A 22,736-nucleotide genomic window follows, 5' to 3' on the forward strand; every position below is an offset into this window, starting at 1 on the left:
GTGACGTGTCCCGACAAGCCCACGCTGCTCGCGTTTCAAAGAGGAACGCTGCTTCCGGATGAAGCAGCGCGCGTCCGGCTGCACCTGGAGACCTGTGGCGCCTGCCGGCGCTTCGATGCTCCCACGGTGGAACTCGCCCCGCGAGCACCGGGCCCAGCAGTGGGCGCAGGGAGTGGCGCCGATGCGCAGCAGGCCACGAGCACGCTGGACCTCGCTGGCTCGCCGGGGGCCGCCAGCGCTCCGAGCCCGAAGCAGCTCGGACGCTACCTGCTGCTGGCGCGGCTCGGGGCCGGCGGCATGGGCGAGGTGTTCAAGGCGTATGACCCCGAGCTCGACCGCCGCGTCGCCGTGAAGCTGCTGCGCCCCGAGCTGCTCGCGGGGCCCGGCGCCGACGAGAACCGCGCCCGCATGCTTCGCGAAGCCCAGGCGCTGGCGCGGCTCGCGGACTCGCGCGTCGTCACCGTGCACGACGCGGGGGCGCATGGCGACCAGGTCTTCCTCGCCATGGAGTACGTCGAAGGACAGACGCTGCGCGAGTGGCTGGAGGCAGGGCCGCAGCCCTGGCGGCAGGTGCTGGAGCGCTTCCTCGAAGCGGGCTGGGGGCTGGCCGCCGCGCATGCGGCCGGACTCGTCCACCGGGACTTCAAGCCGCAGAACGTCCTGGTGGCTCGCGACGGGCGCGTGAAGGTGGCGGACTTCGGGCTCGCGCGTGGCGCCGATGACGCCACCGCCGCCGCTCCCACGGAGGGCCTCGCACCCCTCTCGGTGGTGACCCATGCGGGCATCGTCCTCGGCACTCCGGCGTACATGGCTCCGGAGCAGCGCGCGGGCCGCACCGTGGACGCGCGCGCCGACCAGTACGCCTTCAGTGTCGCGCTCTACGAAGCCCTCTACGGGCGCCATCCCCTCCACGGTGTGCCTCCGGGCGGCGCTCCACTCCCGCCTCCGTCCAGGCCCGGCGTTCCTCGCGGGCTTGCTCCCGTGCTCCTGCGCGGCATGGCCTCGCTGCCCGAGGCCCGCTTCCCCTCGATGGCGGCGCTGCTCGGGGCGCTCGCCCGTGAGGCCTCGGCGCCCCAGCGTCGGCGGCGCGCACTGCTGGCCGGAGCGCTCACGGTGGCCACCGCGACGGGGCTCTTCCTGTGGCGGGCGGAGGCTCCCGTGCCCTGCCAGGGCGCTGAAGCGCAGTGGGCCGCGTCCTGGAGCGCGGTGCGCGCGGAGGCTGTCGGCAAGGCGCTGCGGAGCACCGGCGTTCCGTACGCGAACGACGCCGCCACCGAGGTGGCCCGCCGCGTGGAGGACTACGGGCGGCAGTGGGTGGCACAGCACACGGAGGCGTGCCAGGCCACCCGCCTTCGCGGCGAGCAGGGCGAGGAGATGCTGGACCTGCGCATGACCTGCCTCGCCCGGCGGCGGCGGGCCGTGGAGGCACTGGCGGGCGTGCTGCTGTCGGCGGACGCCCGGGTGACGCAGCACGCGGTGCAGGCCGTGGAGTCCCTGCCGGAGCTGGAGGACTGCGCCGACCTGGCCTCGCTGCGCGCGGCCCCGCGTCCTCCCTCGGACCCGGCCGTGCGCGCGCGGCTGGAGGCGGCGCGTGGCCTCGTCGACGAGGGACGCACGCTCCTGAATGCGGCGCGGCTGAAGGCGTCGACGGCGGCGCTGGAGAAGGCTCGTGGCGAGGCCCGGGCCCTGTCCGCGCTGGACGTGGAGGCCGAGGCCCTCCTCATCGAGGGACGGCTGCACTGGCGCGCGGGACGCTATGACCAGGCGGCGGAGCGGATGACGGAGGCGTCCCACGCCGCGAGCGCCGTCCGCGATGAGCCGCTGCTCGCTCGCGCGCTGATTGACCTGGCCCAGGTGGAGAGCGGCCTGCTGCGCCGCCATGAAGCCGCGGAGCTGCGGCTCCGTGACGCGCGGGTGGTGCTGGAGCGGCTGCAGTGGCCCGAGCGCATCGAGGCCCGCTACTACTTCGTGGCGGGGATGAACGCGGAGGACCGCGAGCGGCACGCCGAGTCGCTGGAGGCGCTGGACCGCGCGCAGGCCCACTTCGAGCGCCTGCCGAGCAAGCTGCCCCTCATCCAGGTGCTGATGTTTCGCGCCAATCCGCTCATCGGCCTCGGCCGGCTCGCGGAGGCCGAGCAGTCCGTGCTCCGCTCCCTGGCACTGCGCGAGGCGTCGCAAGGCTCCAAGCATCCGGAGCTCGGGCCCGGGTACGTCATCCTGGGAAACGTCCTCTCGTTCCAGGGACGGCTCGACGAGGCCGTGGAGGCGCAGCACAAGGCGCTCGCCCTCTTCGAGCCGGCCTACGGCAAGGAGAGCCTCCAGGTGGCGGCGGCGCTGCACAACCTGGGCGTGCTGGAATCGTGGCGGGGCAACCTCGACGCCGCGCTGGAGGCCGCGGAGCGCTCACGGATGCTCTTCGAGAAGAAGCTGGGCGCGGAGCATCCCGAGGCCGCCAAGGTCCAGCGCACCGTCGCGGACATCTGGCTGGCCCAGGGACGCGCTCGCGAGGCGCTGCCCGTGCTGGAGCTGGCGCTCGCACGGTTCGAGGCCAAGGAGGGACGCGAGAGCGAGACGCTCACCCACTTCCTCACCAGCCTCGGCGAGGCCCGCCTGGCGCTGGGACAGCCCCAGCGCGCCGTGGAGTCGCTGGAGCGCGCGCTCACGCTGACGTCGGCTCGCAGCCGGCCCGAGGACGTGGCGCGGACGCGCTTCGCGCTGGGACGCGCGCTGTGGCACTCGGGGAAGGAGCGGGCACGGGCCCGCGAGCTGGTCGCGTCCGCGCGCGCGGTCTTCGAGACGAAGGGGCCCGCGAACACCCGCTCGCTGGAAGAGGTGCGGGACTGGCTGGCCACCCATGCCGCCGAGGCGCGCCGGCCCTGAAGGGCTCCACCGGCCAGCGCCATGCGCCGGGGCGGGCCGGTCTGCTACAACGGTGAGCCAGTGAGCTCGGACCTGGACACGATTCCCCTCGCACCCGAGGGCGGCGAGCAGGGCGCACGCAAGGGACCGGTCCGGCTGCTCGTCTTCAGCCCGACGCTGGCCCTCACGTTTCCCCTTCCCGAGTCGGGGAGCGTCGTCATCGGTCGCGGCGCCGAGGCGGACGTGCGCATCGACTCGGCCGCGCTCTCCCGCAGGCACGCGGAGCTGACGCTCGGTCCACGCCCCACCGTGAAGGACCTCGGCAGCTCCAACGGCACGCGCGTCGGCGGACGCCGGCTGGAGCCTGAGGAAGTCTGTGAGCTCACGCCCGGCAGCGCGCTGGAGCTCGGCGACCTGACGCTGCTCCTCCAGCACGCGCCCGCCGTGGCCGCGACCTCCGCCTCGCGGCCTCGCTCCGTGTGGAGCCATGCGGCGCTGGAGGCCCGGCTGGAAGAGGCCTGCCTGCGCGCGGAGGCCGGCGGCTCCGCCTTCCGCCTCGTGCGCATTCGCGGCCTCCACGCGGCGCACGCCGCCCAGGTCTGCGAAGCAGTCGCCACCGCCCTGGACCCGCTGGATGTCCTGGCCGGGTACGCCCCCCAGGAGTGGCATGCCCTCGTCTGGGAGGAGCAGCCCGGGCGCGGAGACGAGGTGGAGGCCGACATCGCCGACGAGCTGAACCGGCGCGGGCTGTCCTTCGCCCTGGGCCACGCGCGCTTCCCTCAAGAAGGCCGCACGCCCGAGGCACTGCTGGCTCGCGCGGGCGAGGGTGCGCGCGGGGAGACTCCGGACGCCCGTGAGGGCGACATCGTCGTCGTCGACCCCGCGATGCAGCGCCTGCACTCGCTGGTGCGGCAGGTGGCCTCCAGCCCCTTCACCGTACTGCTGCTCGGCGAGACGGGCGTGGGCAAGGAGGTCTTCGCCGAGGCCGTGCACCGTCACTCGCCGAGGGCCCAGGGGCCCTTCGTGCGGCTCAACTGCGCTGCCTTCTCCGAGTCGCTGCTGGAGAGCGAGCTGTTCGGCCACGACAAGGGCGCCTTCACCGGCGCCGTGAAGGCCAAGCCCGGCCTGCTCGAAGCGGCCAACGGCGGCACCCTCTTCCTGGACGAGGTCGCCGAGCTGCCCGCGGGCGTCCAGGCCAAGCTGCTGCGCGTGCTGGAGCAGCGCGAGGTGCTGCGCCTGGGCGAGCTGCGCCCCCGCCCGCTCGACGTGCGCTTCGTGGCCGCCACCCACAAGGACCTCGCGGCGGAGGTGGCGCGCGGCGCCTTCCGGCAGGACCTCTCCTTCCGGCTGGATGGCCTCAGCCTCACCATCCCCCCGCTGCGCGAGCGCCGCGCGGAGCTGGTCCACCTGGCGCACGCCTTCCTGCGGCTGGCCGCGCGCGCCATGGGCCGCACCACCGCGCCCACGCTGTCACCGGAAGCGCGCGAGGCGCTGCTGCGCTACGCCTGGCCCGGCAACCTGCGCGAGCTGCGCAACGTCATGGAGCGCGCCGTGGTGCTCGGTGCCGTGGACGTGGTGCGGCCCGAGCACCTGCCGCTGGAGAAGCTCCTCGCGCCCCGGCTGCCGCCCACCGCCGCGCCCCCACCCGCCACCGACGCGAGCAGCGGGCAGCGGCAGCGAATCGCCGACGCCCTGGAGCGCCACGGCGGCAACCAGACGGAGGCCGCGCGGGAGCTGGGGGTGTCGCGCAAGACGCTCGGCGTCTGGATGGACGCACATGGCATCCCCCGGCCGCGGCGCGGCGCCCCTCCGCGCTGACGTGCCCGGCAGGGGGGCTCGACTTCCCTCGAAGGAACCCGGCAGACTTCCCTTCAAGGCACCTTCGCTTCGCGGCACTCGCGCAACCCATTGATGTGCCTGAGCCGCGGGGGCGGCACGGTCATTGAAATGAAGCTCCTCCAACAACAACCGCAGCACCCGGAGGAGCCCATGACGCCGATTGGTCCGAAGCCGTTCCGCCCCAGCCCCGCCATCCCTTCCAGCCCGCACCGCCCGCAGCCGGGACCGGTGCAGCCTCCGCCGCGGCAGTCCCGGCCGGCCCTGGACTGCTTCGAGCCCGCCGCGCACACGGCGGTCACCGGGGGAAAGCCGCCGCTCGAGCCGCCGAAGCCGCCGCCGGAGCAGGGACGCGCCGCGGCCACCGACAAGGGCGTGAAGGGCCCCGTGCCGACGGCCCCATACGCCACCGAGACGCAGGGCAAGCCCGGCCGGCCCCCGGTGACGACGACGCCTCCGACGTCCGGCCGGCGCTGACACCTCATTCCTCCACGCCTCACCCTTCACCCTCACCTGTCTCCCACGCCCACATGAAACCCACCGCCCACCACTGGATGCTGACCGCCCTCTTCGTCTCCTCATGGAGCCCCGCCGCGCTCGCGCAGGCGGCTTCCACCGGAGGCCCCACGCGCATGCAGGAGCTGGACGCCGCCATCGTCGAGCTCAAGGCGAGCCAGGCCGAGGCCCCGGCGAACATGAAGGACGGCGTCGCGCGGCAAGTCACCGCGCTGGAGAACTCGAAGAAGCTGCAGCAGATGGTCGACGACGCGAACGCGCAGACCAAGGCCCACCGGCCCGCGCTCACCGAGGAGCAGAAGTCCTTCTTCACGCCGGTGGCGCCCGAGAAGCTGCCGGTCTGGATTCCCGACACCCTCACGCGCGCCCAGGCCAAGGAGGACATGCTGAAGTGCCCGGCCGGCGCGAAGGTGTTCGCGGACGCGCACGCGCTGGACTGCCGAATCCCGGGCCCGAGAGGCTCCATTCCCATGCCCCACGGGCTGGCGCTCTGGTTCTACAAGTCCACCGGGAAGCTGAAGGGCCAGCGCTTCTACGAGAACGGGCTGTTGCGCTGGGCCATCGCGTACCACCACACCGGCGGGCGTGACACGGAGGGCCGGTACGACGACGCGAAGCCGAAGCAGCACCGCGAGCACGGCCTGCACACCGGCTACGCGCCCAACGGCACCGTCATCCGCCAGGCCGAGTACACCTCGGGTGTCCTCCAGGGCTGGAGCCGGGTGTGGGAGGACGACGGCTACCCCATGGGCGCCACGCGCTACGAGAAGGGAAAGAATGTGGAGCGCAGGGGCCACGGCACCGGCAACCCCTGAGCGGGCCCGCGGCCGGCGGAAAACTGGAGGTGTCGGTGGGTGGCGCTACAGTCCTGTACCACCCATGCGACTCGACAAGCATGCACTCCTGAACCAGCTGGCGGACCGCCTCCAGCAGAGCGACAGGCTGGCCCACCGGGCCGAGGCCGAGGCTCGCGAGGCGGCCCGCAGCCTGGCCACGGAGTCGGAGAAGAAGGAAGACGGCCGCGCCGCGCTGGAGTTCGGCAGCCTCGCCACCGGTCAGGCCGCTCGCGCGCGCCGCGTCCAGGAGGAGCTCCAGGCGCTGACGGCCTTCGGCCAGGGAGAGCTGCCGCGCTTCCCGCGTCAGGGGCCCGTGGCGCTGGGCGCCATCGTCGACATGAGCACCGAGGACGACGAGGGCTTCGCCGAGCGCACCTTCTTCGTGCTGCCGGCGGGCGCGGGCACCGAGCTGACGGGCCCCGGCGGCGACGGCTTCCTGTCCGTCATCACCCCCGCCTCGCCCGTGGGCCGAGCCCTCATGGGCCGCAGGGCCGGCGACGTGGTGGAGGTGACGCTGGCGGGTGAGGTGCGCGAATGGACGGTGCTCGAGGTGGCATGACGCGAGGTGTCCCTCGCCATGCTCATGGGATGTCCTGCCCCGGACGTAAGCCCGGGGGGCAGTAGAACCCGTGGGCACCCTCGCGCGTGAATCCGGGAAGATGTCTTCGCTACCTTCCCTGAAAACCGAGACACCCGCCCCGCCGATGCCACTGACGTGGCCCGCGGCCTTCGTGGGCCTGATGTTCGGGGTGATGCTGTCGTATGTGCCGTACGAGTTCCGGATGGCCGCGTTCCGGCCCCTGTACCCGTATGTGCGCACGCTGGGCCTCGTGTACCTGGCGGGCAGCATCCTCCTCATCGCCGCGCTGCTGTACCCGCGCGCGCCGCGCTGGCTGGACTGGACGGGCCGCGCGACGCTCGTCGCCGCCATGGCGCTGTACTGGTGGGTGCTGAATGTCCTGCCCGGCAGCGTCACCGGCATCGTCCTCTACCCGCTGCTCTTCGGCGGCCTGGTCGTGGAGGCGTGGCCCGCCATGCGCCAGCGCCCCGTGCTGCGCGCCTTCGCGGCCCTCGTCGGCGCGTCGTTCGGCGTGGCCCTGCTCGCGGCGCCGGAGCGCTTCCTGTTCTCCGTGTACGCGCACCTGCGGCCGCTGCGTCCGCTGGTGGGCGCGCTCTTCACCCTGGCCGGCGTGGGGCTGCTGCTGCCCTCGGGACGGCTGCACCCGCGGCTGCCGCATGTCCTCATGGGCGTGCTGGCGGTGCCCTTCGCCCTGCTGGCGTACGCGCTGGGCCTCAACTCGGCGTGGCTGGGCGCCAGCGTGTACGCGGTGCTCACCCTGGCGTGCGTGGCGCAGGCGCTGGACTGGCGCCCGCGCGCCCCGCGCACCGTGGGGTGGAAGCTGTTGCGCGGGCTGGCCTTCGCCGGGCTGGTGCCGCTGCTGGCGCTGGGCGGGCTGGCGGCGTTCCTCGCGCAGCGGGCGATTGAGCAGCAGGTGCGCGACGACACGCAGCGCGCGGCGGCGGGCGAGGCGGACTTCCTGCGGCGCTACCTGAAGGACTCCCGCCAGTCGCTGGACCTGCTGCTGGAGTCCCCCGGCTTCCGCGCCGCCTTCGCCACCGGCGAGCGGGCCCGGCTGGAGCCATACCTGAGCAACCTGGCCGCCCAGGCGCGCGCCTTCGACGCCGCGCTCGCGGTGGATGCGACGGGCCGCGTGCTGGCCACCTCGCCGGGCGCGGAGGACTGGGAGCTGGCGGCGCATGAAGTCATCGCCGAGGCGCTCGCGCGCGGCGGCGCCGGGGTGTCCCCGCCCTTCCTCCGCCCGCCGGGCCGCCCCCTGGTGGCGATGACGCAGCCCTTCGAGCACGAGGGGGAGCTGCGCGGCATGCTGGTGGGCCTGCTGTCGCTGGAGCGGCTGAGCGGCGACACCACGCCCGCGTCGCTGCGCTTCCGCGTGCAGGTGCTGGACAGGCGCGGCCTCAAGGTGCTGCGCGACACGGCGCCCGGCGCCGTGCTGCTGGGCGAGGCGCACCTGCCGAAGGAGCTGGGCGCGGAGCTGGCCCGGCCCGGCAGCGGCATCATGGAGGCCTTCGACGCGGCCGACCGCCGCATCCTCGCCGCCGAGGCGCCCGTGGAGGACACCGCCTGGAGCGTCCTGGTGACGCAGGAGCTGGGGGTGGCCTACGCCGCCATTACGCGCATGAGCGCCGCGGTGGTGGGCCTGGTGGTGCTGGGCGTGCTGCTGGCCCTGGTCCTGTCGCAGCTCGTCGCCCGCGACGTCATCCGCCGCCTGGATGCCCTGCGCGAGGCCACCTCCGCGCTGGCAGCGGGGGACCTGGAGCGGCGCGTGGAGGTGGAGGAGGACGACGAGCTGGGCGAGCTGGCGCGCAGCTTCAACGAGATGGCGGCCCGCACCGGCGACGCGCAGGCGGAGCTCAAGGAGGCCGTGCGCACGCGCGAGGAGTTCCTCAGCGTGGCCAGCCACGAGCTGCGCACGCCGCTCACGCCCCTCAAGGGCTTCGCCGCCCTCACGCTGCAGCGGCTGGAGCAGAGCGTGGACTTCCCGGAGCGCGAGCGGATGCTCAAGGCGCTGCGCTCCATGGCCCGGCAGACGGAGCGGCTGGCGCGGCTGGTGGACGACCTGCTGGACACCGCGCGAATCCAGGGCGGCCGCTTCGATTTGGAGCGCGAGCGCGTGGACCTGGTGCCGCTGCTGGCCGAGGTGCTGGAGCGCTTCGAGCTGCGCGGCGAGACGGGCATCACCTTCGAGCTGCGCGCCCCCGCCCACGCGGTGGAGGGCGACTGGGACGCGCCCCGGTTGGACCAGGTGCTCACCAACCTGGTGAGCAACGCCGTGCGCTACTCGCCCCAGGGCGGCACCGTGCGCCTGTCGCTGGAGGAGGAGCCTGAGCACATCGTGGTGCACGTGAAGGACGAGGGCATCGGCATTCCGCCGGAGAGCCTGGGCAAGCTGTTCCGCCCCTTCGCCCGCGCGTCCAACGCCCAGGCGCGCCACTACGGCGGGCTGGGCCTGGGCCTCTTCATCTGCCGCGAAATCGTGGAGCGCCACGGCGGCACCATCTGGGCGGAGAGCCCGGGCCCCCAGCGCGGCAGCGCCTTCTACGTGCGGCTGCCCCGGCACGTGGCCCAGCCCGCGCCCTCGCCCGAGCCGGCACCGGCGTCAGACCCGTCTTCCGCGCACGCGGCGTGAGGCGTCAGGCGGAGGCGCCGCCGGCCGCGCCGGGCTCGGAAGGCTTGGAGAGCCCTGGAATGGACAGCCACTCCTCGGGGATGTCTCCGCGCGGCAGCTCCAGGACGAAGGTGGAGCCCTGGCCCAGGGCGCTGGTGGCGCGCACCGTGCCGCCGAAGGCCTCCACAATCTGCCGGGTGATGTAGAGCCCCAGGCCCAGCCCGCCGTAGTGCCTGTCGCTCACCGCGCGCTCGAAGCGCTCGAAGATGCGCGGCAGGTCCTCCGCGGAGATGCCGATGCCGCCGTCGCGCACGGTGAGCCGGGCCAGGCGCCCTTGCGCCTCCACGTGCACGGACACCGGCTGGCCGGCGCCGTACTTCAGCGCGTTGGACAGGAGGTTCGTCACCACCTGCTCCAGCCGCAGCCGGTCCCACCGGCCCACCACCGCCATGGGCGCGTGCAGCTCCAGCGCGCAGTTGAGCTGCGAGGCGGACGGGGCGAAGCGGTAGAGGATTTCCGCCGCCACGCTCGCCAGGTCCATCTCCTCCAGCTCCAGCTTCAGCCGGCCCGCGGTGATGCGCGACACGTCCAGCAGGTTGTCCACCAGGCTCGTCAGCCGGCGCACCTGGCGCTGCACGACTTCCAGCGTCTCCGACACGCGCTCCGCGGACACCGGCTGGCCCCGCGCCGCGGCCAGCTCCACCTGCTTGTGCAGCAGCTGGACCTTGAGGTGCAGCGGCGTCAGCGGCGTCTTCAGCTCGTGGCTGGCGATGCCCAGGAACTCGTCGCGCAGGCGCACCGCCTCGCGCGCCTCGCGCAAGAGCCGCGCGTTGTCCAGCGAGAGGGCGGTGCGGCGCGACAGCTCCTCCGCCAGCCGCTCCTCCTCCACGCTGAAGTCCCGCGCCACGTCGGTGCGGAACAGGGCCAGCGCGCCGATGACGCGCCCGCGCGCCACCAGCGGCACGCCCAGGTAGCAGCGCAGCTCCAGCGAGCGCAACAGCCGCGCCTGCTCCAGGTCCCGCGCGGCGGCGGCCAGGTGCGCGTCCGTCAGTCGCACGCGCTCCGTGCGGCCGGTGTCGAACAGCGGCGGCAGGCTCCCCGGCAGCCCCGGGTCCGGCGGGTAGCGGCGCAGCAGGTCCACCAGCACCACGTGCCGCGCGGGCTCCGCGTGCACCGCGGCCACCGCGCGCGCCGGCTCTCCCGGCGGCCCCAGGTACAGCACCCCGGCGTCCGCCAGCGTGGGCACGAGCAGGCGCAGCAGGGGCTCCATCCGCTCCTCGGCGTCCAGCGCGGCGCCCAGCAGCGCGCCCGCCTCCGCCAGCAGCCGCGCCGCGCTCGCCGCGTCCAGCCCGGTCGCCACCTCCTCCCGCGCGCGCAGCAGCACACCGGCGGCGCTGCCGTCCCGCACGCCCAGTGGCACCACCGAGCCTCGCAGCACCACCACCGTCCCGTCCGGCCGGCGCAGGCCCCAGCGCGCCTCCTTCACCCACTCGCCCGCCAGTCCCTGCGTCAGCGGTGACACCTCCAGGGGCGCCAGGCCGTCCGCGCGGACCCAGACACACCCGGGCAGCCGGCCATGCTCCACGCACTCGGGCCGGACGATGCGGAACTGCCGCGTGGCTTCTGTGTTGAAGGCAAGGACGCGTCCCGCGGCGTCGACCAGGACGAGCGCGTCGGTCGCCTGCTCGAGCAGCAACCCGAGGACCGCATCGTTCAGCAGGGCGTCGACCCCTTCCTCGGAGTCCTGGTCGAACATCGAGAGCCGGGCGCTTCCAGAAGCCATGAGGGACATCCCCGCACGCGTCATGGTGTCATCCCCGCTCATCAACAGGGAAGACAACCCCCATGTTGTGGCACAACAGCGGAAGGGGCACGCTGAAAGTCCCGAGGGTGCCAGGGTCATCCTGGCCCCCTTGCTTGCAGGGCAGAAAATCCAGAATCGTTACGAAATTATGAGACGCACGGACGCCCCCCGTCCGGGCGGCGCGGTTCTCTTCCTCGAGTCTCATCATGCAGACGCCGCACTCCAGGCCTGACTGGACCTCCAGTGAGAGTCGCTACCGGCTCATCATCGACAAGCTCAAGGAGGTGGTGTTCCAGACGGACACGCAGGGCACGTGGACGTTCCTCAACCCCGCGTGGACGGAGCTGACGGGCTTCACGGTGGAGGAGTGCCTGGGCCGGCCCTTCATGGACTTCATCCACCCGGACGACCGGCTGCCCCAGGAGACGCTGCTGGGCACGCTGGTGAGGCAGACGTCGGAGGACGTGCGCACGGAGGTGCGCTACCACACGCGCACGGGGGGCTTTCGCTGGGTGGAGGTCTTCGCCCGGCTGATGGTGGACGAGGCCGGCCACGTCCTCGGCACGGCGGGGACGCTCAACGACGTCACCGAGCGCAAGGCCGCGGACACCGCGCTGGCGCGGCGCGAGCGCTACCTCACCGCGCTGGTGGAGATGCAGCAGCGGCTGCTGGCCACGCCGGACGGTGGAGACCTGTACGGTCCGGCGCTGGCCCCGCTGGGCCAGTCGTCGGGCGCCAGCCGCGTGTACGTGTTCGAGATGCATCCGGGGCCGGCAGGCGAGCTGCTGTGCAGCCAGCGCGCGGAGTGGTGCGCGCCGGGGGTGAAGGCCGAAATCGACAACCCCGACCTGCAGAACCTGCCGATGGAGCCGATGCTGCCGCGCTGGCTGGAAGTGCTGTCGCGCGGGGAGGTCATCTCCGGGCTGGTGGCGGACTTCCCGGAGGGGGAGCGCGCGCTGCTGGACCCGCAGGGCATCCTGTCCCTGCTGGCGCTGCCCATGCGCGTGCAGGGCGTGCTGGTGGGGTTCATCGGGTTCGACAACACCGCGGAGGCGCGGGCGTGGGACCGGCTGGAGGTGGACCTGCTGTCCGCGGCGGCGGGCGCCATCTCCGTGACGCTGGAGCGGCGCGAGTCGGAGCGCGCGCTGCGCGAGCGCGAGCGGCGCTTCCGGCAGCTGGCGGAGAACGCGTCGGACGTGCTGTACCTCTACCGGCGCGAGGCCCCGCGGGGCTTCACCTACGTGAGCCGGGTGGCCCACGCCAAGCTGGGGTACGACGCGGAGGCGCACTACGCCCAGCCGGACCTCTGGTACCAGCGCGTGCACCCGGAGGACCGGGCGCTGCTGGAGCAGCTGCTGGAGACGCCGACGCCCACCCAGGGCGCCCCGGTGATGCTGCGCTTCCTCCACCCGGACGGACGCACGCTGTGGCTGGAGCACGTGGTGGCGCCGGTGGCGGATGCCTCTGGCCGCGTGGTGGCGGTGGAGGGGCTGGCGCGCGACATCACCGAGCGCCGCGAGGCGGAAGAGGCCCTCCGGCTGTCCGAGGCCAGCTTCCGCGCGCTGCTGGAGGGCGTGCCGGACGCGGCGGCCATCGAGCGCGACGGCCGCATCGTCTACGCCAACGCGGCGCTCGTCTCCACGCTGGGCTTCGAGAACGCGGAGCAGCTGGTGGGGCGCGGCTTCACGGAGTTCGCCCGGGACATGCGCGGCCCGGGTGGCACGCGCGCGGGGGCGCTCACCGGGGAGCGTCGGCTGGTGCGGCGCGACGGGCGCACGCGGGTGGCGGAGGTGGTGTCGCTGCCCCTGCGCTTCGACGGGCAGCCCGCCGTCGTGTCCATCGCCCGCGACGTGACGGAGCAGCGCCAGCTGCAGGCGCGGCTGACGCTGGCGGACCGGCTGGCCTCGGTGGGCACGCTGGCGGCGGGCATCGCCCACGAAATCAACAACCCGCTGGCCTTCGTGCTCTCCAACCTGGGCTTCCTCGCCGAGGAGTTCCGCCACAGCCTGCCCCCGGGCGACGGCGCGGCGGCGCTCCAGGCGCGGCTGAAGGGCGAGCCGGACCTGGGCGAGTGGAAGGAGGTGCTGCACGAGGCCTGCGAGGGCGCCGAGCGCGTGCGGCAGATTGTCCGCCAGCTGAAGACGTTCTCCCGGCCGGACGAGGAGCGGGTGCAGCCGCTGGACATGCACTCGGTGCTGGAGTCGGTGTCGATGATGGCGGCGAACGAAATCCGCCACCGCGCGCAGCTGCGGCGCGAGTACGGCGACATCCCGCCCGTCATGGCCAACGAGGGGAAGCTCTCCCAGGTGTTCCTCAACCTGGTGGTGAACGCGGCGCAGGCGATTCCCGAGGGCGCCGCGCACCGGCACGAAATCCGGCTGGCCACGCGGCGCGACGGCGCCGGGCGCGTGGTGGTGGAGGTGCAGGACACCGGCGTGGGCATCCCCCGCGACGTCATGGACCGCATCTTCGACCCGTTCTTCACCACCAAGCCGGTGGGCGTGGGCACGGGGCTGGGCCTGTCCATCTGCCACAGCATCATCAGCGGGCTGGGCGGCGACATCACCGTGGAGAGCGAGCCCGGCAAGGGCACCACCTTCCGGGTGATGCTGCCCACCACGGAGCCGGAGCCGCGCGCGGCCCCCGCGCCCGCCGAGGCCCGCGCCGCGAAGGGCTCGCGCAAGGGCCGGGTGCTGGTGGTGGACGACGAGCCGGCGGTGGGGCGCGTGCTGCAGCGCATCCTCCGCGAGCACCAGGTGGAGGTGGCCAACAGCGGGCGCCAGGCCCTGGAGCTGCTGGGGCGCGGCCCGGAGCCGGACGCCGTGCTGTGCGACGTCATGATGCCGGACCTGACGGGTCGGGATGTGTACGAGGCGGTGCGACGCGAGCACTCGGGGCTGGAGGGGCGCTTCGTCTTCGTGTCCGGCGGCGCCTTCACCACCGGGGCCCGCGAGTTCCTGGGCAGCATCCCCAACCTCCTCCTGGAGAAGCCCTTCGACGAGAGCCGGGTGCGGCACGTGGTGGAGGAGCTGGTGCGCAAGCGGCAGCCGGTTTCCGAAGCCTGAGGTGGGTCGCCCGAGGCATCGGTCATCGGGCGGACCCTCCTCCCGCTGACGGATGCGGCCGGGCGGGCAGGCGGGGGAACGTGTCATCCTCACGTCGCCCCACGCCCCGAGGTCTTGAATGAACCGCACCCTCCTGCTGGTGTCCGCCGCCGGCCTGCTCGCCATGGCGGCGCTCATCGTGGGCAAGCCCACGCCCCCGCCCGCCACCGACACCAGCCACACCGTGGCCCGGCCGGACGACGCGCCCGCCACGGTGACGCTGCCGCTCGTCGCCTCCACGCCTTCGGACGGAGCGCTCGGCCTGACGGGCAAGCTGTCGGGCGCGTACGTGCAGACGGGCCCCAGCGAGGTGTTCGCGTGGATGGAGCTGAAGGCCCGCCCGGCGGAGTCCGGCCGCCGCGTCCCCGTCAACCTGGCGCTGGTGATTGACCGCTCCGGCTCCATGAGCGGGCAGAAGCTGGCCGACGCGAAGCGCGCCGCCGGGGAGCTGGTGCAGCGCCTCACGTCCGAGGACCGGCTCGCCTTCATCGACTACGGCACCGACGTGAGGGCCCTGCCCAGCCGCCTGGTGACGGAGGCGGTGCGCGCCGAGCTGCTGACGACCATCTCCGAGCTGCAGGACAACGGCTCCACCAACATCAGCGGCGGCCTCACCGAGGCGGCCCGCACCCTGCGGCCCCACCTGCGCGAGTACCGCGTCAGCCGCGCCATCCTCCTGAGCGACGGCCAGCCCACCACGGGAATGGTCCAGGAGCCGGAGCTGTACCGACTGGTGCGCTCCATGCGCGACGAGGGAATCACGGTGAGCGCGCTGGGCGTGGGCGAGGACTTCCAGGAGACGCTGATGCGCGGCATGGCCGAGCAGGGCGGCGGCTTCTCCGGCTTCATCGACGACTCGGCGCGGCTGGCGGAGGTGTTCTCCCGCGAGCTGGACCAGGCCACCAGCACCGTGGCCCGGCGCGTGGAGCTGGAGCTGCGGCTGCCGGCCGACGTGCGCCACGTGGAGGTGCTGGGCGTGCCCTCCACCCGCGAGGGGCAGGTGGTGAAGGTGCCGCTGTACGACCTGGCGGGGGAGCAGTCCGTGCGCGTGGTGGCCAAGCTGACGCTGGCGACGGGTGCGTCCAGCGGGGTGCTGCCGCTGCTGGACGCCACCGTGCGCTACGTGGACGTGGGCCGGGACGCGCCCGCCCAGACGGCGCTGCGCCTCGCCGCCGAGGTGACGACCGACGCCGAGCGCGTGCGGGCGAACCTGGACAAGGACGTGCGCGTCCATGCGACACGGGCGTTGGGCACCCAGCAGATGGTCGCCGCCGCGGAGGCGATGAAGACGGGCAACCGGCAGGCGGCCCGTGGGCTGCTGGACAACGCGCGGAAGATTTTCGGCAGCTCCGCCTCCGCGCTGTCGGGTGAGCTTGCGGACCTGGACCAGACGGAGGCAGCCTATGGGAGCGCGTCCGACGAGGAAGAAGTCCGTCGTGAGTCCAGGAAGCTCTACAAGAAGACGATGACGAACTTCGGCCAGAACAACGCGTACTAGCCAGGAGCCGGTGTACCCATGGCGCTCTCCCTGCAGTTCCTCCACCGCGAGGAGTTCGAGTCACGCACGCTCCGCGCGCTGGGAGGCGCCGCCTCCGTGGGCATCCTCGCGGCCATTGCCCAGAAGCTGCACTTCCCCCTGGAAGCGGGCTACTTCGCGGTGGTGGCCGCCGCGCTGGCGGGCGCGAAGGCGCCCCCGCGCCATGCCATGGGCCTGCGCGCCGCGCTGGCCGTGCTGCCCGCGCTGCCCTTCTTCTTCGACGCGCCGGAGCCCCTCCCCCAGAGCCTGGCGGGCGGAATCGCCGCGGCCCTGGTGGCGTGGCTGGGCAACGGGCGCGAGGAGACGGGCCGGCCCCTGTCCGTGGCCCTGAGCGCCGCCGCCGCGGGCGTGCTCGTCCCGCTGGGCCTGTACACGCAGCAGGTGCTGGAGGCGCGCTTCCTCGGAGACAGGGGACTGCTCCCCGTGCTGGTGGGCTTCCTCACCCTGGCGCTCTTCTGGAGCATCGGCACGCTGCCGGCCAATGTCGTCGTGGAGCTGGACGCGGTGGAGGCGCGCGGCCGGCTGCTGGAGGACTCGCTGAAGGGCGAGGCCCGCGAGCTGGCCGTGCGCGCGCTGGGGCTGTACCGCCAGTGCAAGGCGGTGGTGACGCGCATGCCGGCCAGCCCCGGGCGCCTGGAGCTGCTGGGCGTGCTGGAGAAGATGGCCGGAGACAGCTTCTCGCTCGCGGAGGCGCACGCGGGGCTGGAGGCGCAGCTGGGCTCCGTGGTGGCCAACGACGTGGACGCGCAGGTGCAGGAGCTGCGGGCGCGCGCGGCCGCCACCCAGGACGCCGTGGCCCGGCGCCAGCTGGAGCTGGCCGCATCGTCGCTGGGCGAGGAGCTGAACCACCTGGACGCGCTGTCGCGCCGGCGCGAGCGGCTGCTGGCCCAGCTGCATGCGCAGGTGGCGCTGCTGGAGCGGGCCCGCGTGTCCTTCGTCGGCGTGCAGGGCAGTGAGATGGGTGCCAAGGGCGCCCAGGCCGCCCAGCTCGCGCGCAGGCTGAAGAGCCTGGGGGAGGACACCTCGGCACCGCCCGCCGAGGAGGCCTCGCCCGTGGCCCCGCACCCGGGCACCCGCGTCACGCCCTGACGGCTACTTCCGCGCCGCGCGCTTGCGCGGGGTGCGCGCCTTGCGGCTGACGGGCGGCGCGTGGAGCTGGTCGGCGATGCGCTGCTCAATCGCCTCGCGCGTGCTCCGGGCCACGACGAGCGCGGCCTCGATTTCCTCGCGCACCCGCGCGGCCTGCTCCTCGGCGGCGGCGCGGTACTCCGACGTCGTCCGGCGCAGGGCGATGCTGCCCCGGTCCTCCCCGCCCGCGCTCCTCGCCCGGCCCATCTTCGGTGCCGTGCGCCGCGAACGGGCCTTGCCTCCCCGCGTCCCTTGCTGTGCCTTCGCCATGGAGCCCTCCTGGAAAGTCGTTTCGGCTTCCCGGAAGGTGGGTTGCGATCGGGCACCTTGGAAGCCCGTCCCCTGGTCGCACCCTGTGCAGGCAGGGGGACAAACGTCCGACACCCCAGCAGCGGCACTTCTCAATTGCCCAAGAAAGACGCTATAGGGCCGTAACTGTAACGGAGCTTTTTCAAGAGCCCCTGCTACTGACAGCGACGCCGTAGTCCCCGAGGCCGGCGGGGGACGGCGCGGGCTCATTCGTGCTCCTCCTGCCTTGAAGGGCAGCGGCCACCTGCGAGGGATACCGTGGCAGTCAGCGCACCCACTTCGTTCTGGAAGAACCGGAAGCACAACCTCGACCGGATGACGCTGGGCGATCTGGTCTACTCGTTCTTCACCTACTACGCCGTCGTGGTCTACATCGCCCTGGGCCTCCTGTGCCTGGTGCTGGCCGTGAAGTGGTACGACAACCCGGTGCGCATGGGGCTGGCCGTGCTCGTCACGACGTTGGCGTACCCGGCGGGTTGGTTCGTGGCGCATCGCTACGTGCTGCACGCGCGCTTCCTCTACAAGTCGCCCCTCACCTCGGCGATGTGGAAGCGCGTCCACTTCGACCACCACCAGGACCCCAATGACTTGCGCGTCCTCTTCGGCGCGCTGGGCAACGTGCTGCCCCTGCTGGCCATCGTGTTGATTCCCCTGGGCTGGCTCATCGGCGGCCGGGCCGGCGCTGTCTCGGCCTTCGGCTGGGCCATGGTGATGCAGTGCTTCTACGAGTTCTGCCACTGCATCCAGCACCTGAACTACATGCCGAAGAACGGGTTCCTGAAGGAAATCAAGCGGCTGCACCTGTCTCACCACTACCACAACGAGCAGGGCAACTACGGCATCACCAACTACCTGTGGGACCGGCTCTGCGGCACCTACTACGCCAAGGCCAGTGACGTGCCCAAGAGCCCCACCGTCTTCAACCTGGGCTACACGGCCGAGGAGGCCCAGCGCTACCCGTGGGTGGACCGCCTCTCCGGTGGCACCCGCGGCGACGACCACCCCCGCCGCTTCTGGGAGGGCCAGAATCCCGAGTCCGTCCAGGCGGTGGTGGAAGAGCCCACCCCGGCCACCGGCACGGACCGCTGACCCGCGGCCCACCCGGGCGCCGGACCGAGCCCCCTGCTCCCCACCGGGACAGGGGGCTTTCTTCCAGGCTTATCTACGAAGACCTTCGTTGACATCTACGAATGCGTTCGTAATATAGGGGTGTCGAAGGGAGCGTCATGACTGAGACGAAGCTGCCGCGCCCGACGGATGGGGAGCTGGCCATCCTGCGGGTGCTGTGGGAGCGCGGAGACAGCACGGTGCGCGAGGTGCACGAGGCGCTCACCCGGAACGAGCCGGCGGGCACCGGGTACACCACGGTGCTGAAGCTGATGCAGATCATGACGGACAAGGGGCTCGTGGAGCGCGACGAGTCCCAGCGGGCCCACGTGTACCGGGCGCGTGCGACAGAGCAGCGGACGCAGCGTCAACTGGTGACGGACCTGGTGGAGCGCGCGTTCGGCGGCTCCCCGGCGAAGCTGGCCATGCAGGCGCTGTCGGCGACGAAGACGAGCCCCGGGGAGCTGGCGGAGCTGCGCCGGCTGCTCGACACGCTGGAAGGAGCGGAAGAATGAGCAACCTCCTGATGGAATCCCTGGGTTGGGCCCTGCTGCACTCGCTCTGGCAGGTCACCCTGGTGGCCGTGCTGCTGGCGGTGGCGCTCGCCGTGGTGGGCCGCCGGGCCGCGCATGCCCGCTATGCGCTGGCGTGCGGCGCGCTGGTGCTGGCGCTGGTGCTGCCGGTGGTGGCCGGGTGGCGGCACTACTCAGCGGCACAGGCGCCCGTGTCCATGTCCGTGGAGGACGTGGAGGTGGAGGGGGCGCCCGGGCTGACGGTGGCCGTGGCGGCGCCCTGGGTGACGGGGAGGGAGGTGCCTGCGCGTACATATAATGATGCGGGCTCGCGCGCGGTGACGCCCGCGGGGGAGCCGCTGCTGGAGCGGGTGCGCTCGGCGGTGGCGGAGCATCTGGCGTGGCTGGTGCTGGCGTGGGTGGCGGGCGTGGCGGTGTGCTCGGGGCGGCTGGCGGCGGAGTGGGTGAAGCTGCGCCAGCTCTCGCGCGAGGCGCTGCCGGCGCCGGTGGAGTGGCAGGCGCGGCTGGACGCGCTGGCGCAGAAGCTGGGGCTGGGGCGCGCGGTGCGGCTGCTCCAGTCGTCGTCGGTGGACGTGCCGGCGGCGGTGGGCTGGCTGGCGCCGGTGGTACTGCTGCCGGTGTCCGCGCTCTCCGGGCTGTCGACGCGCCAGCTGGAGATGGTGCTGGCGCACGAGCTGGCGCACATCCGGCGCCATGACTTCGCGGTGAACCTGGCGCAGGTGCTGGTGGAGACGCTGCTCTTCTTCCACCCGGCGGTGCGCTGGGTGTCCCACGTCATCCGCGTGGAGCGCGAGCACTGCTGTGACGACATCGCCGTGGGCGCGAGCGGAGGGGCCGTCTCCTACGCCCGTGCGCTCACCGCGCTGGAGGCGCTGCGCGTGCTGCCCGAGACGCCGAGCACCGCGATGTCCGCGCTGGGAGGCTCGCTGCCGGAGCGCGTGCGCCGGCTCGTCTCCGCGCCGGCGACGCGCTGCTCCTCGCGCTGGGTGGCGGGAGCGTCGGTGCTCACCCTGGTCAGCAGCCTCGCGGTGGCCGCGCCCCTCACGTCGCTCGTGCTGAGCCGCACGGCGGAGAAGAGCTCGGCTGAGGGCGCTGACGCGCCGGACTCCGTCGCCGCTTCGGAGCCCTCTCTGGAGGATGCCGTCTCCGCGCCCGCATCGACCGCTGCTCCTGCTCCTGCACGCATGCCCTCTCTGCCGACCGCGCCCGCGTTGGCCGCCGCTCCTGCTCCTGCCCGCGTGCCCTCTCTGCCGGATGCGGTCTCCACGCCTGCTCCGGCGTCCCCGCGCGATGCCGCCTCCGTGCCGCCCCCGCCTGACGCGGTCTCCGCGCCCGCGGCCCCGCCCGCCCCACCGGCTCCGGCCCGGGCTGGCGTCGCGAGCGCGGCCATGAAGCAGCCCCTGCCCTCTCCCACCGTCATCGCGCCGGTGCCCGGAGCCCTGGGCGCGCGGCCCACGCCAACGCCCGCTCCGACGCCCACGCCGAGCACGGGGAACAGGGACGATGACGACGCGGACGAGCGCACGCGCGTGGGCACGGGGCAGCCGCTCTCCGTGGACCAGCTCGTCGCGCTGAAGGTGGCGGGCGTCACCCCGGCCCGCGTCCAGGAGCTGGAGTCCATGGGCTACGCTCCCACCGTGGCGAACCTCGTGCAGATGGGCCACGCCGGCGTCACCCCGGAGTACACCCGGGACATGAACGCGCGGTTCGGCCGCAAGCTGGACGCGGACGACCTCGTCCAGCTGAAGCACCTGGGCGTCACCCCCGCGTACATCGAGTCGCTCAAGGCCGCCGGCTTCGCCACCAACGACCCGGACGACCTGGTGCAGGCCCGCGCGGTGGGCGTGGACGACGCGTACATCCGCGGCCTGAAGGCAGCCGGCTACTCGGGCATGCCGCTGGAAGACCTGGCCCACCTTCGCGCGGTGGGCGTGAGCCCCGAGTACATCCAGGCGCTCGGCCAGCGCGGGCTGTCGAAGGTGAAGCCCGACGACCTGGTGCAGCTGCGCGCGGTGGGCGTCACGCCGGAGTGGCTGGACCAGATGCGCAGCGCGGGCGTGCAGACGAAGGACGCGGACGAGCTGACGCAGCTGCGCGCCCTGGGCGTCGACCCCGCCTTCCTCCGCGAGCTGCGAGACGCGGGCCTGAAGGACCTCTCCGTCGACGAGCTCGTCCGCCTGCGCAGCGGCGGCGTGGACGCCGACTTCATCCGGAAGCTGCGGGACTCGCGCTCGAAGTAGCCGCGCCCCGCCGTAGCACCTGTCTCTCACTCTCCCCGCGCCTCACGGACGCGCCCAGCCAGGCGCGCGCCGGACGGGCGGGGTCTGCCCGAAGGAGCCACCACCATGCGTCGCCCGTCGTCTCTCCTGCCTCTCATGGCCGTGCTGCTCGCGGCCGTCTCCGCCCACGCCGCCGCCGAGGTGCGCGGCACCTGGACCGCCGGCCCCCAGCGCGACAGCAAGGAGTTCCACCTCCAGCTCCGCCAGGGTCCGAACAACAACATGGGCTTCAGCGAGCCCGTGTCCGCCTTCCAGGGCCTGTCCACCGCGGACGGCACCGCCTCCTTCACCCTGCCCCGCGAGGCCGGCACCCTCAGCTTCGAGGGCCGCTTCCAGGGCGGTGAGGGCGCGGGCCACTACCGCTTCACCCCCAGCGAGGCGTACGCCAAGGCGATGGCCGGGCTCGGCTACCCGAAGCTCACGGCGGAGGACCAGTTCAAGCTCGCGGCCACGGACGTCACCACCACGCGCATCAAGGACCTGGCGGCGGCCGGCTACAAGAACCTGTCCATGGACGAGCTGATGCAGGTGGGCATCTTCGACGTGACGCCCGTGTACGCGAAGGAGCTGGCCGGCGCCGGCTACCCGGGGCTGAAGCTGGAGCAGCTGGTGGCGGGCCGCATCCACGGCGTCACCGCGAAGCGGGTGGGCGAGCTGGCGAGCGCCGGCTTCACGAAGCTCTCCTGGGACGACCAGCTGGCCATGAACATCCACGGCGTCACGCCGGAGTTCGTCCGCGAGGTGCGCGCCCTGGGCTTCAAGGACCTGGACGGAGACGACATCGTCGCCTTCCGCATCCACGGCGTCACCCCGGCCTTCGTGAAGGAGCTGCGAGACGCGGGCTTCAAGGATGCGGACGCGGACGGCTTCATCGGCTTCCGCATCCACGGCGTCACCCCGGCCTTCGTGAAGGAGATGCGCGACCTGGGCTTCCCCGAGATTACCGACGACGAGCTCGTGGCCTTCCGCATCCACGGCGTGACGACGGACTTCGTGAAGCGCATGCGGGCGGCGGGCTACACGCGCATCACCCCGGACGAGCTGGTGTCGCTGCGCATCCACGGCGTGGACGAGGACTTCATGCGCGCCATGTCGCGCGGCGGTGACGCTGGCGCGCCCGCGAAGAAGCAGTAGCTCACCGGGTGCCGCAGACGTCGGAGATGGCCGAGCGGGCGTGATTCACCGAGGAGGCGTGGGTGGACAGCATCACCCCGAGCGTCACCTGCCCGTCCACCAGCACCTTCGAGCCGCTCCCCGCGTCCGCGGCCGCCCCTCGGGAGTCGGCGACCCGGGAGCAGGCACTCGCGAGGTTGTCGATGCTCTCGAGGTAGCGCTCCACGGCGCCCCGGAGCGAGGCGTCCTGGAGCTCCAGGGCGCGCAGCTCGGCGCCCACGGTGCGCAGCCGCCGCGTGTGGCGGACGAGCGCCTCCGCGTCATGGGGCAGGTCGTGGAAGCCGTCCATCACGCGGACCTCCTCCATGACGTGCATCTGCACGGCGGCACACTCGTGCGCCTTGCGTGGGGTGCACGCGAGGGCCAGTCCCAGCCCGCACACCGCGAGGTGCCGCCAGGAGCGGGGGCGCATGGACGCCAGCGACTGCGGGACGGAGTCAGCCAACACCTGTCCACGCTGGCCGCGCGCCCCTTCCCCTGTCAAATCGAGACATCGAAATGGCAGGGAACCGGCCCTCAAAGCGTCA

Annotated in this window: 16 protein-coding genes; 13 read left to right on the forward strand and 3 right to left on the reverse strand. The window is 73.1% G+C overall.

Translation table 11 applies throughout. The features are described 5' to 3' along the window. The 6 genes from LXT23_RS05715 (at position 1) to LXT23_RS05740 (ending at position 9,256) form a co-directional block, all read left to right on the forward strand. Positions 1-2,880 (forward strand): protein kinase domain-containing protein, encoded by a 2,880-nt coding sequence (locus LXT23_RS05715; protein ID WP_253979043.1) that lies wholly within the window; start codon positions 1-3, stop codon positions 2,878-2,880. A 60-nt stretch (positions 2,881-2,940) separates the two neighbouring features. Beyond that, positions 2,941-4,677 (forward strand): sigma 54-interacting transcriptional regulator, encoded by a 1,737-nt coding sequence (locus tag LXT23_RS05720; RefSeq protein WP_253979044.1) that lies wholly within the window; start codon positions 2,941-2,943, stop codon positions 4,675-4,677. A 171-nt stretch (positions 4,678-4,848) separates the two neighbouring features. Then, on the forward strand, positions 4,849-5,172 hold the full coding sequence (locus tag LXT23_RS05725; protein ID WP_253979045.1) for a hypothetical protein: 324 nt from the start codon (positions 4,849-4,851) through the stop codon (positions 5,170-5,172). A gap of 53 nt (positions 5,173-5,225) precedes the next feature. After that, the gene (locus LXT23_RS05730; RefSeq protein ID WP_253979046.1) at positions 5,226-6,026 is read left to right on the forward strand and encodes a toxin-antitoxin system YwqK family antitoxin; all 801 of its coding nucleotides are present in this window, start codon (positions 5,226-5,228) and stop codon (positions 6,024-6,026) included. A 64-nt stretch (positions 6,027-6,090) separates the two neighbouring features. Continuing rightward, positions 6,091-6,606: a GreA/GreB family elongation factor gene (locus LXT23_RS05735; protein WP_253979047.1), complete on the forward strand. Its 516-nt coding sequence runs from the start codon at positions 6,091-6,093 to the stop codon at positions 6,604-6,606. Positions 6,607-6,706: 100 nt separating this feature from the next. Then, positions 6,707-9,256: an ATP-binding protein gene (locus LXT23_RS05740; protein ID WP_253979048.1), complete on the forward strand. Its 2,550-nt coding sequence runs from the start codon at positions 6,707-6,709 to the stop codon at positions 9,254-9,256. A 4-nt stretch (positions 9,257-9,260) separates the two neighbouring features. Here the strand turns inward: LXT23_RS05740 and LXT23_RS05745 are convergent, their stop codons facing one another. Further along, positions 9,261-11,018: a sensor histidine kinase gene (locus tag LXT23_RS05745; protein ID WP_267146673.1), complete on the reverse strand. Its 1,758-nt coding sequence runs from the start codon at positions 11,016-11,018 to the stop codon at positions 9,261-9,263. A gap of 227 nt (positions 11,019-11,245) precedes the next feature. Here LXT23_RS05745 and LXT23_RS05755 point away from each other — a divergent pair, with 227 nt between their 5' ends. From LXT23_RS05755 to LXT23_RS05765, 3 genes are all read left to right on the forward strand, one after another. Beyond that, complete coding sequence (locus LXT23_RS05755) at positions 11,246-14,104, forward strand: PAS domain S-box protein (protein WP_253979049.1); 2,859 nt, start codon at positions 11,246-11,248, stop codon at positions 14,102-14,104. 118 nt (positions 14,105-14,222) lie between these two features. Then, the gene (locus tag LXT23_RS05760; RefSeq protein WP_253979050.1) at positions 14,223-15,641 is read left to right on the forward strand and encodes a vWA domain-containing protein; all 1,419 of its coding nucleotides are present in this window, start codon (positions 14,223-14,225) and stop codon (positions 15,639-15,641) included. Between the two features lie 18 nt (positions 15,642-15,659). After that, positions 15,660-16,769 carry a hypothetical protein gene (locus LXT23_RS05765; RefSeq protein WP_253979051.1) on the forward strand — a complete coding sequence of 370 codons (1,110 nt, stop codon included), beginning with the start codon at positions 15,660-15,662 and terminating at the stop codon, positions 16,767-16,769. Positions 16,770-16,772: 3 nt separating this feature from the next. Here LXT23_RS05765 and LXT23_RS05770 read toward each other — a convergent pair whose 3' ends face one another. Then, positions 16,773-17,078, reverse strand: a complete 306-nt coding sequence (locus LXT23_RS05770; protein ID WP_253979052.1) for a hypothetical protein — start codon at positions 17,076-17,078, stop codon at positions 16,773-16,775. A 297-nt stretch (positions 17,079-17,375) separates the two neighbouring features. On the opposite strand from LXT23_RS05770, the gene LXT23_RS05775 reads away from it, so the two are divergent. The 4 genes from LXT23_RS05775 to LXT23_RS05790 all read left to right on the forward strand — a co-directional run bounded on the left by LXT23_RS05775 (position 17,376) and on the right by LXT23_RS05790 (position 22,170). Beyond that, entirely contained in the window at positions 17,376-18,206 is an 831-nt protein-coding gene (locus tag LXT23_RS05775) for a sterol desaturase family protein (RefSeq protein ID WP_253979053.1), read from the forward strand. A gap of 137 nt (positions 18,207-18,343) precedes the next feature. Further along, complete coding sequence (locus LXT23_RS05780) at positions 18,344-18,739, forward strand: BlaI/MecI/CopY family transcriptional regulator (RefSeq protein ID WP_253979054.1); 396 nt, start codon at positions 18,344-18,346, stop codon at positions 18,737-18,739. Further along, positions 18,736-20,997, forward strand: coding sequence for a M56 family metallopeptidase (locus LXT23_RS05785; RefSeq protein WP_253979055.1), 2,262 nt, complete (start codon positions 18,736-18,738; stop codon positions 20,995-20,997). The genes LXT23_RS05780 and LXT23_RS05785 overlap by 4 nt, the downstream gene beginning before the upstream one ends. Positions 20,998-21,102: 105 nt before the next feature. Further along, positions 21,103-22,170: a 4-hydroxy-3-methylbut-2-enyl diphosphate reductase gene (locus LXT23_RS05790; RefSeq protein ID WP_253979056.1), complete on the forward strand. Its 1,068-nt coding sequence runs from the start codon at positions 21,103-21,105 to the stop codon at positions 22,168-22,170. Between the two features lies 1 nt (position 22,171). Here the strand turns inward: LXT23_RS05790 and LXT23_RS05795 are convergent, their stop codons facing one another. Further along, a complete protein-coding gene (locus tag LXT23_RS05795; RefSeq protein ID WP_253979057.1) occupies positions 22,172-22,654 on the reverse strand; it encodes a hypothetical protein in 483 nt (160 codons plus the stop codon). Positions 22,655-22,736 lie beyond the last annotated feature (82 nt).

Source organism: Pyxidicoccus xibeiensis, assembly GCF_024198175.1.
GTDB lineage: Bacteria > Myxococcota > Myxococcia > Myxococcales > Myxococcaceae > Myxococcus > Myxococcus xibeiensis.

Bases quoted from the DNA above. Each gene is read 5' to 3' on its own strand.
- LXT23_RS05730 (WP_253979046.1), top strand. From the start codon at position 5,226: ATGAAACCCACCGCCCACCACTGGATGCTGACCGCCCTCTTCGTCTCC.
- LXT23_RS05765 (WP_253979051.1), top strand. From the start codon at position 15,660: ATGGCGCTCTCCCTGCAGTTCCTCCACCGCGAGGAGTTCGAGTCACGC.
- LXT23_RS05785 (WP_253979055.1), top strand. From the start codon at position 18,736: ATGAGCAACCTCCTGATGGAATCCCTGGGTTGGGCCCTGCTGCACTCG.
- LXT23_RS05790 (WP_253979056.1), top strand. From the start codon at position 21,103: ATGCGTCGCCCGTCGTCTCTCCTGCCTCTCATGGCCGTGCTGCTCGCG.
- LXT23_RS05735 (WP_253979047.1), top strand. From the start codon at position 6,091: ATGCGACTCGACAAGCATGCACTCCTGAACCAGCTGGCGGACCGCCTC.
- LXT23_RS05780 (WP_253979054.1), top strand. From the start codon at position 18,344: ATGACTGAGACGAAGCTGCCGCGCCCGACGGATGGGGAGCTGGCCATC.
- LXT23_RS05740 (WP_253979048.1), top strand. From the start codon at position 6,707: ATGTCTTCGCTACCTTCCCTGAAAACCGAGACACCCGCCCCGCCGATG.
- LXT23_RS05770 (WP_253979052.1), bottom strand. From the start codon at position 17,078: ATGGCGAAGGCACAGCAAGGGACGCGGGGAGGCAAGGCCCGTTCGCGG.
- LXT23_RS05760 (WP_253979050.1), top strand. From the start codon at position 14,223: ATGAACCGCACCCTCCTGCTGGTGTCCGCCGCCGGCCTGCTCGCCATG.
- LXT23_RS05755 (WP_253979049.1), top strand. From the start codon at position 11,246: ATGCAGACGCCGCACTCCAGGCCTGACTGGACCTCCAGTGAGAGTCGC.
- LXT23_RS05725 (WP_253979045.1), top strand. From the start codon at position 4,849: ATGACGCCGATTGGTCCGAAGCCGTTCCGCCCCAGCCCCGCCATCCCT.
- LXT23_RS05745 (WP_267146673.1), bottom strand. From the start codon at position 11,018: ATGGCTTCTGGAAGCGCCCGGCTCTCGATGTTCGACCAGGACTCCGAG.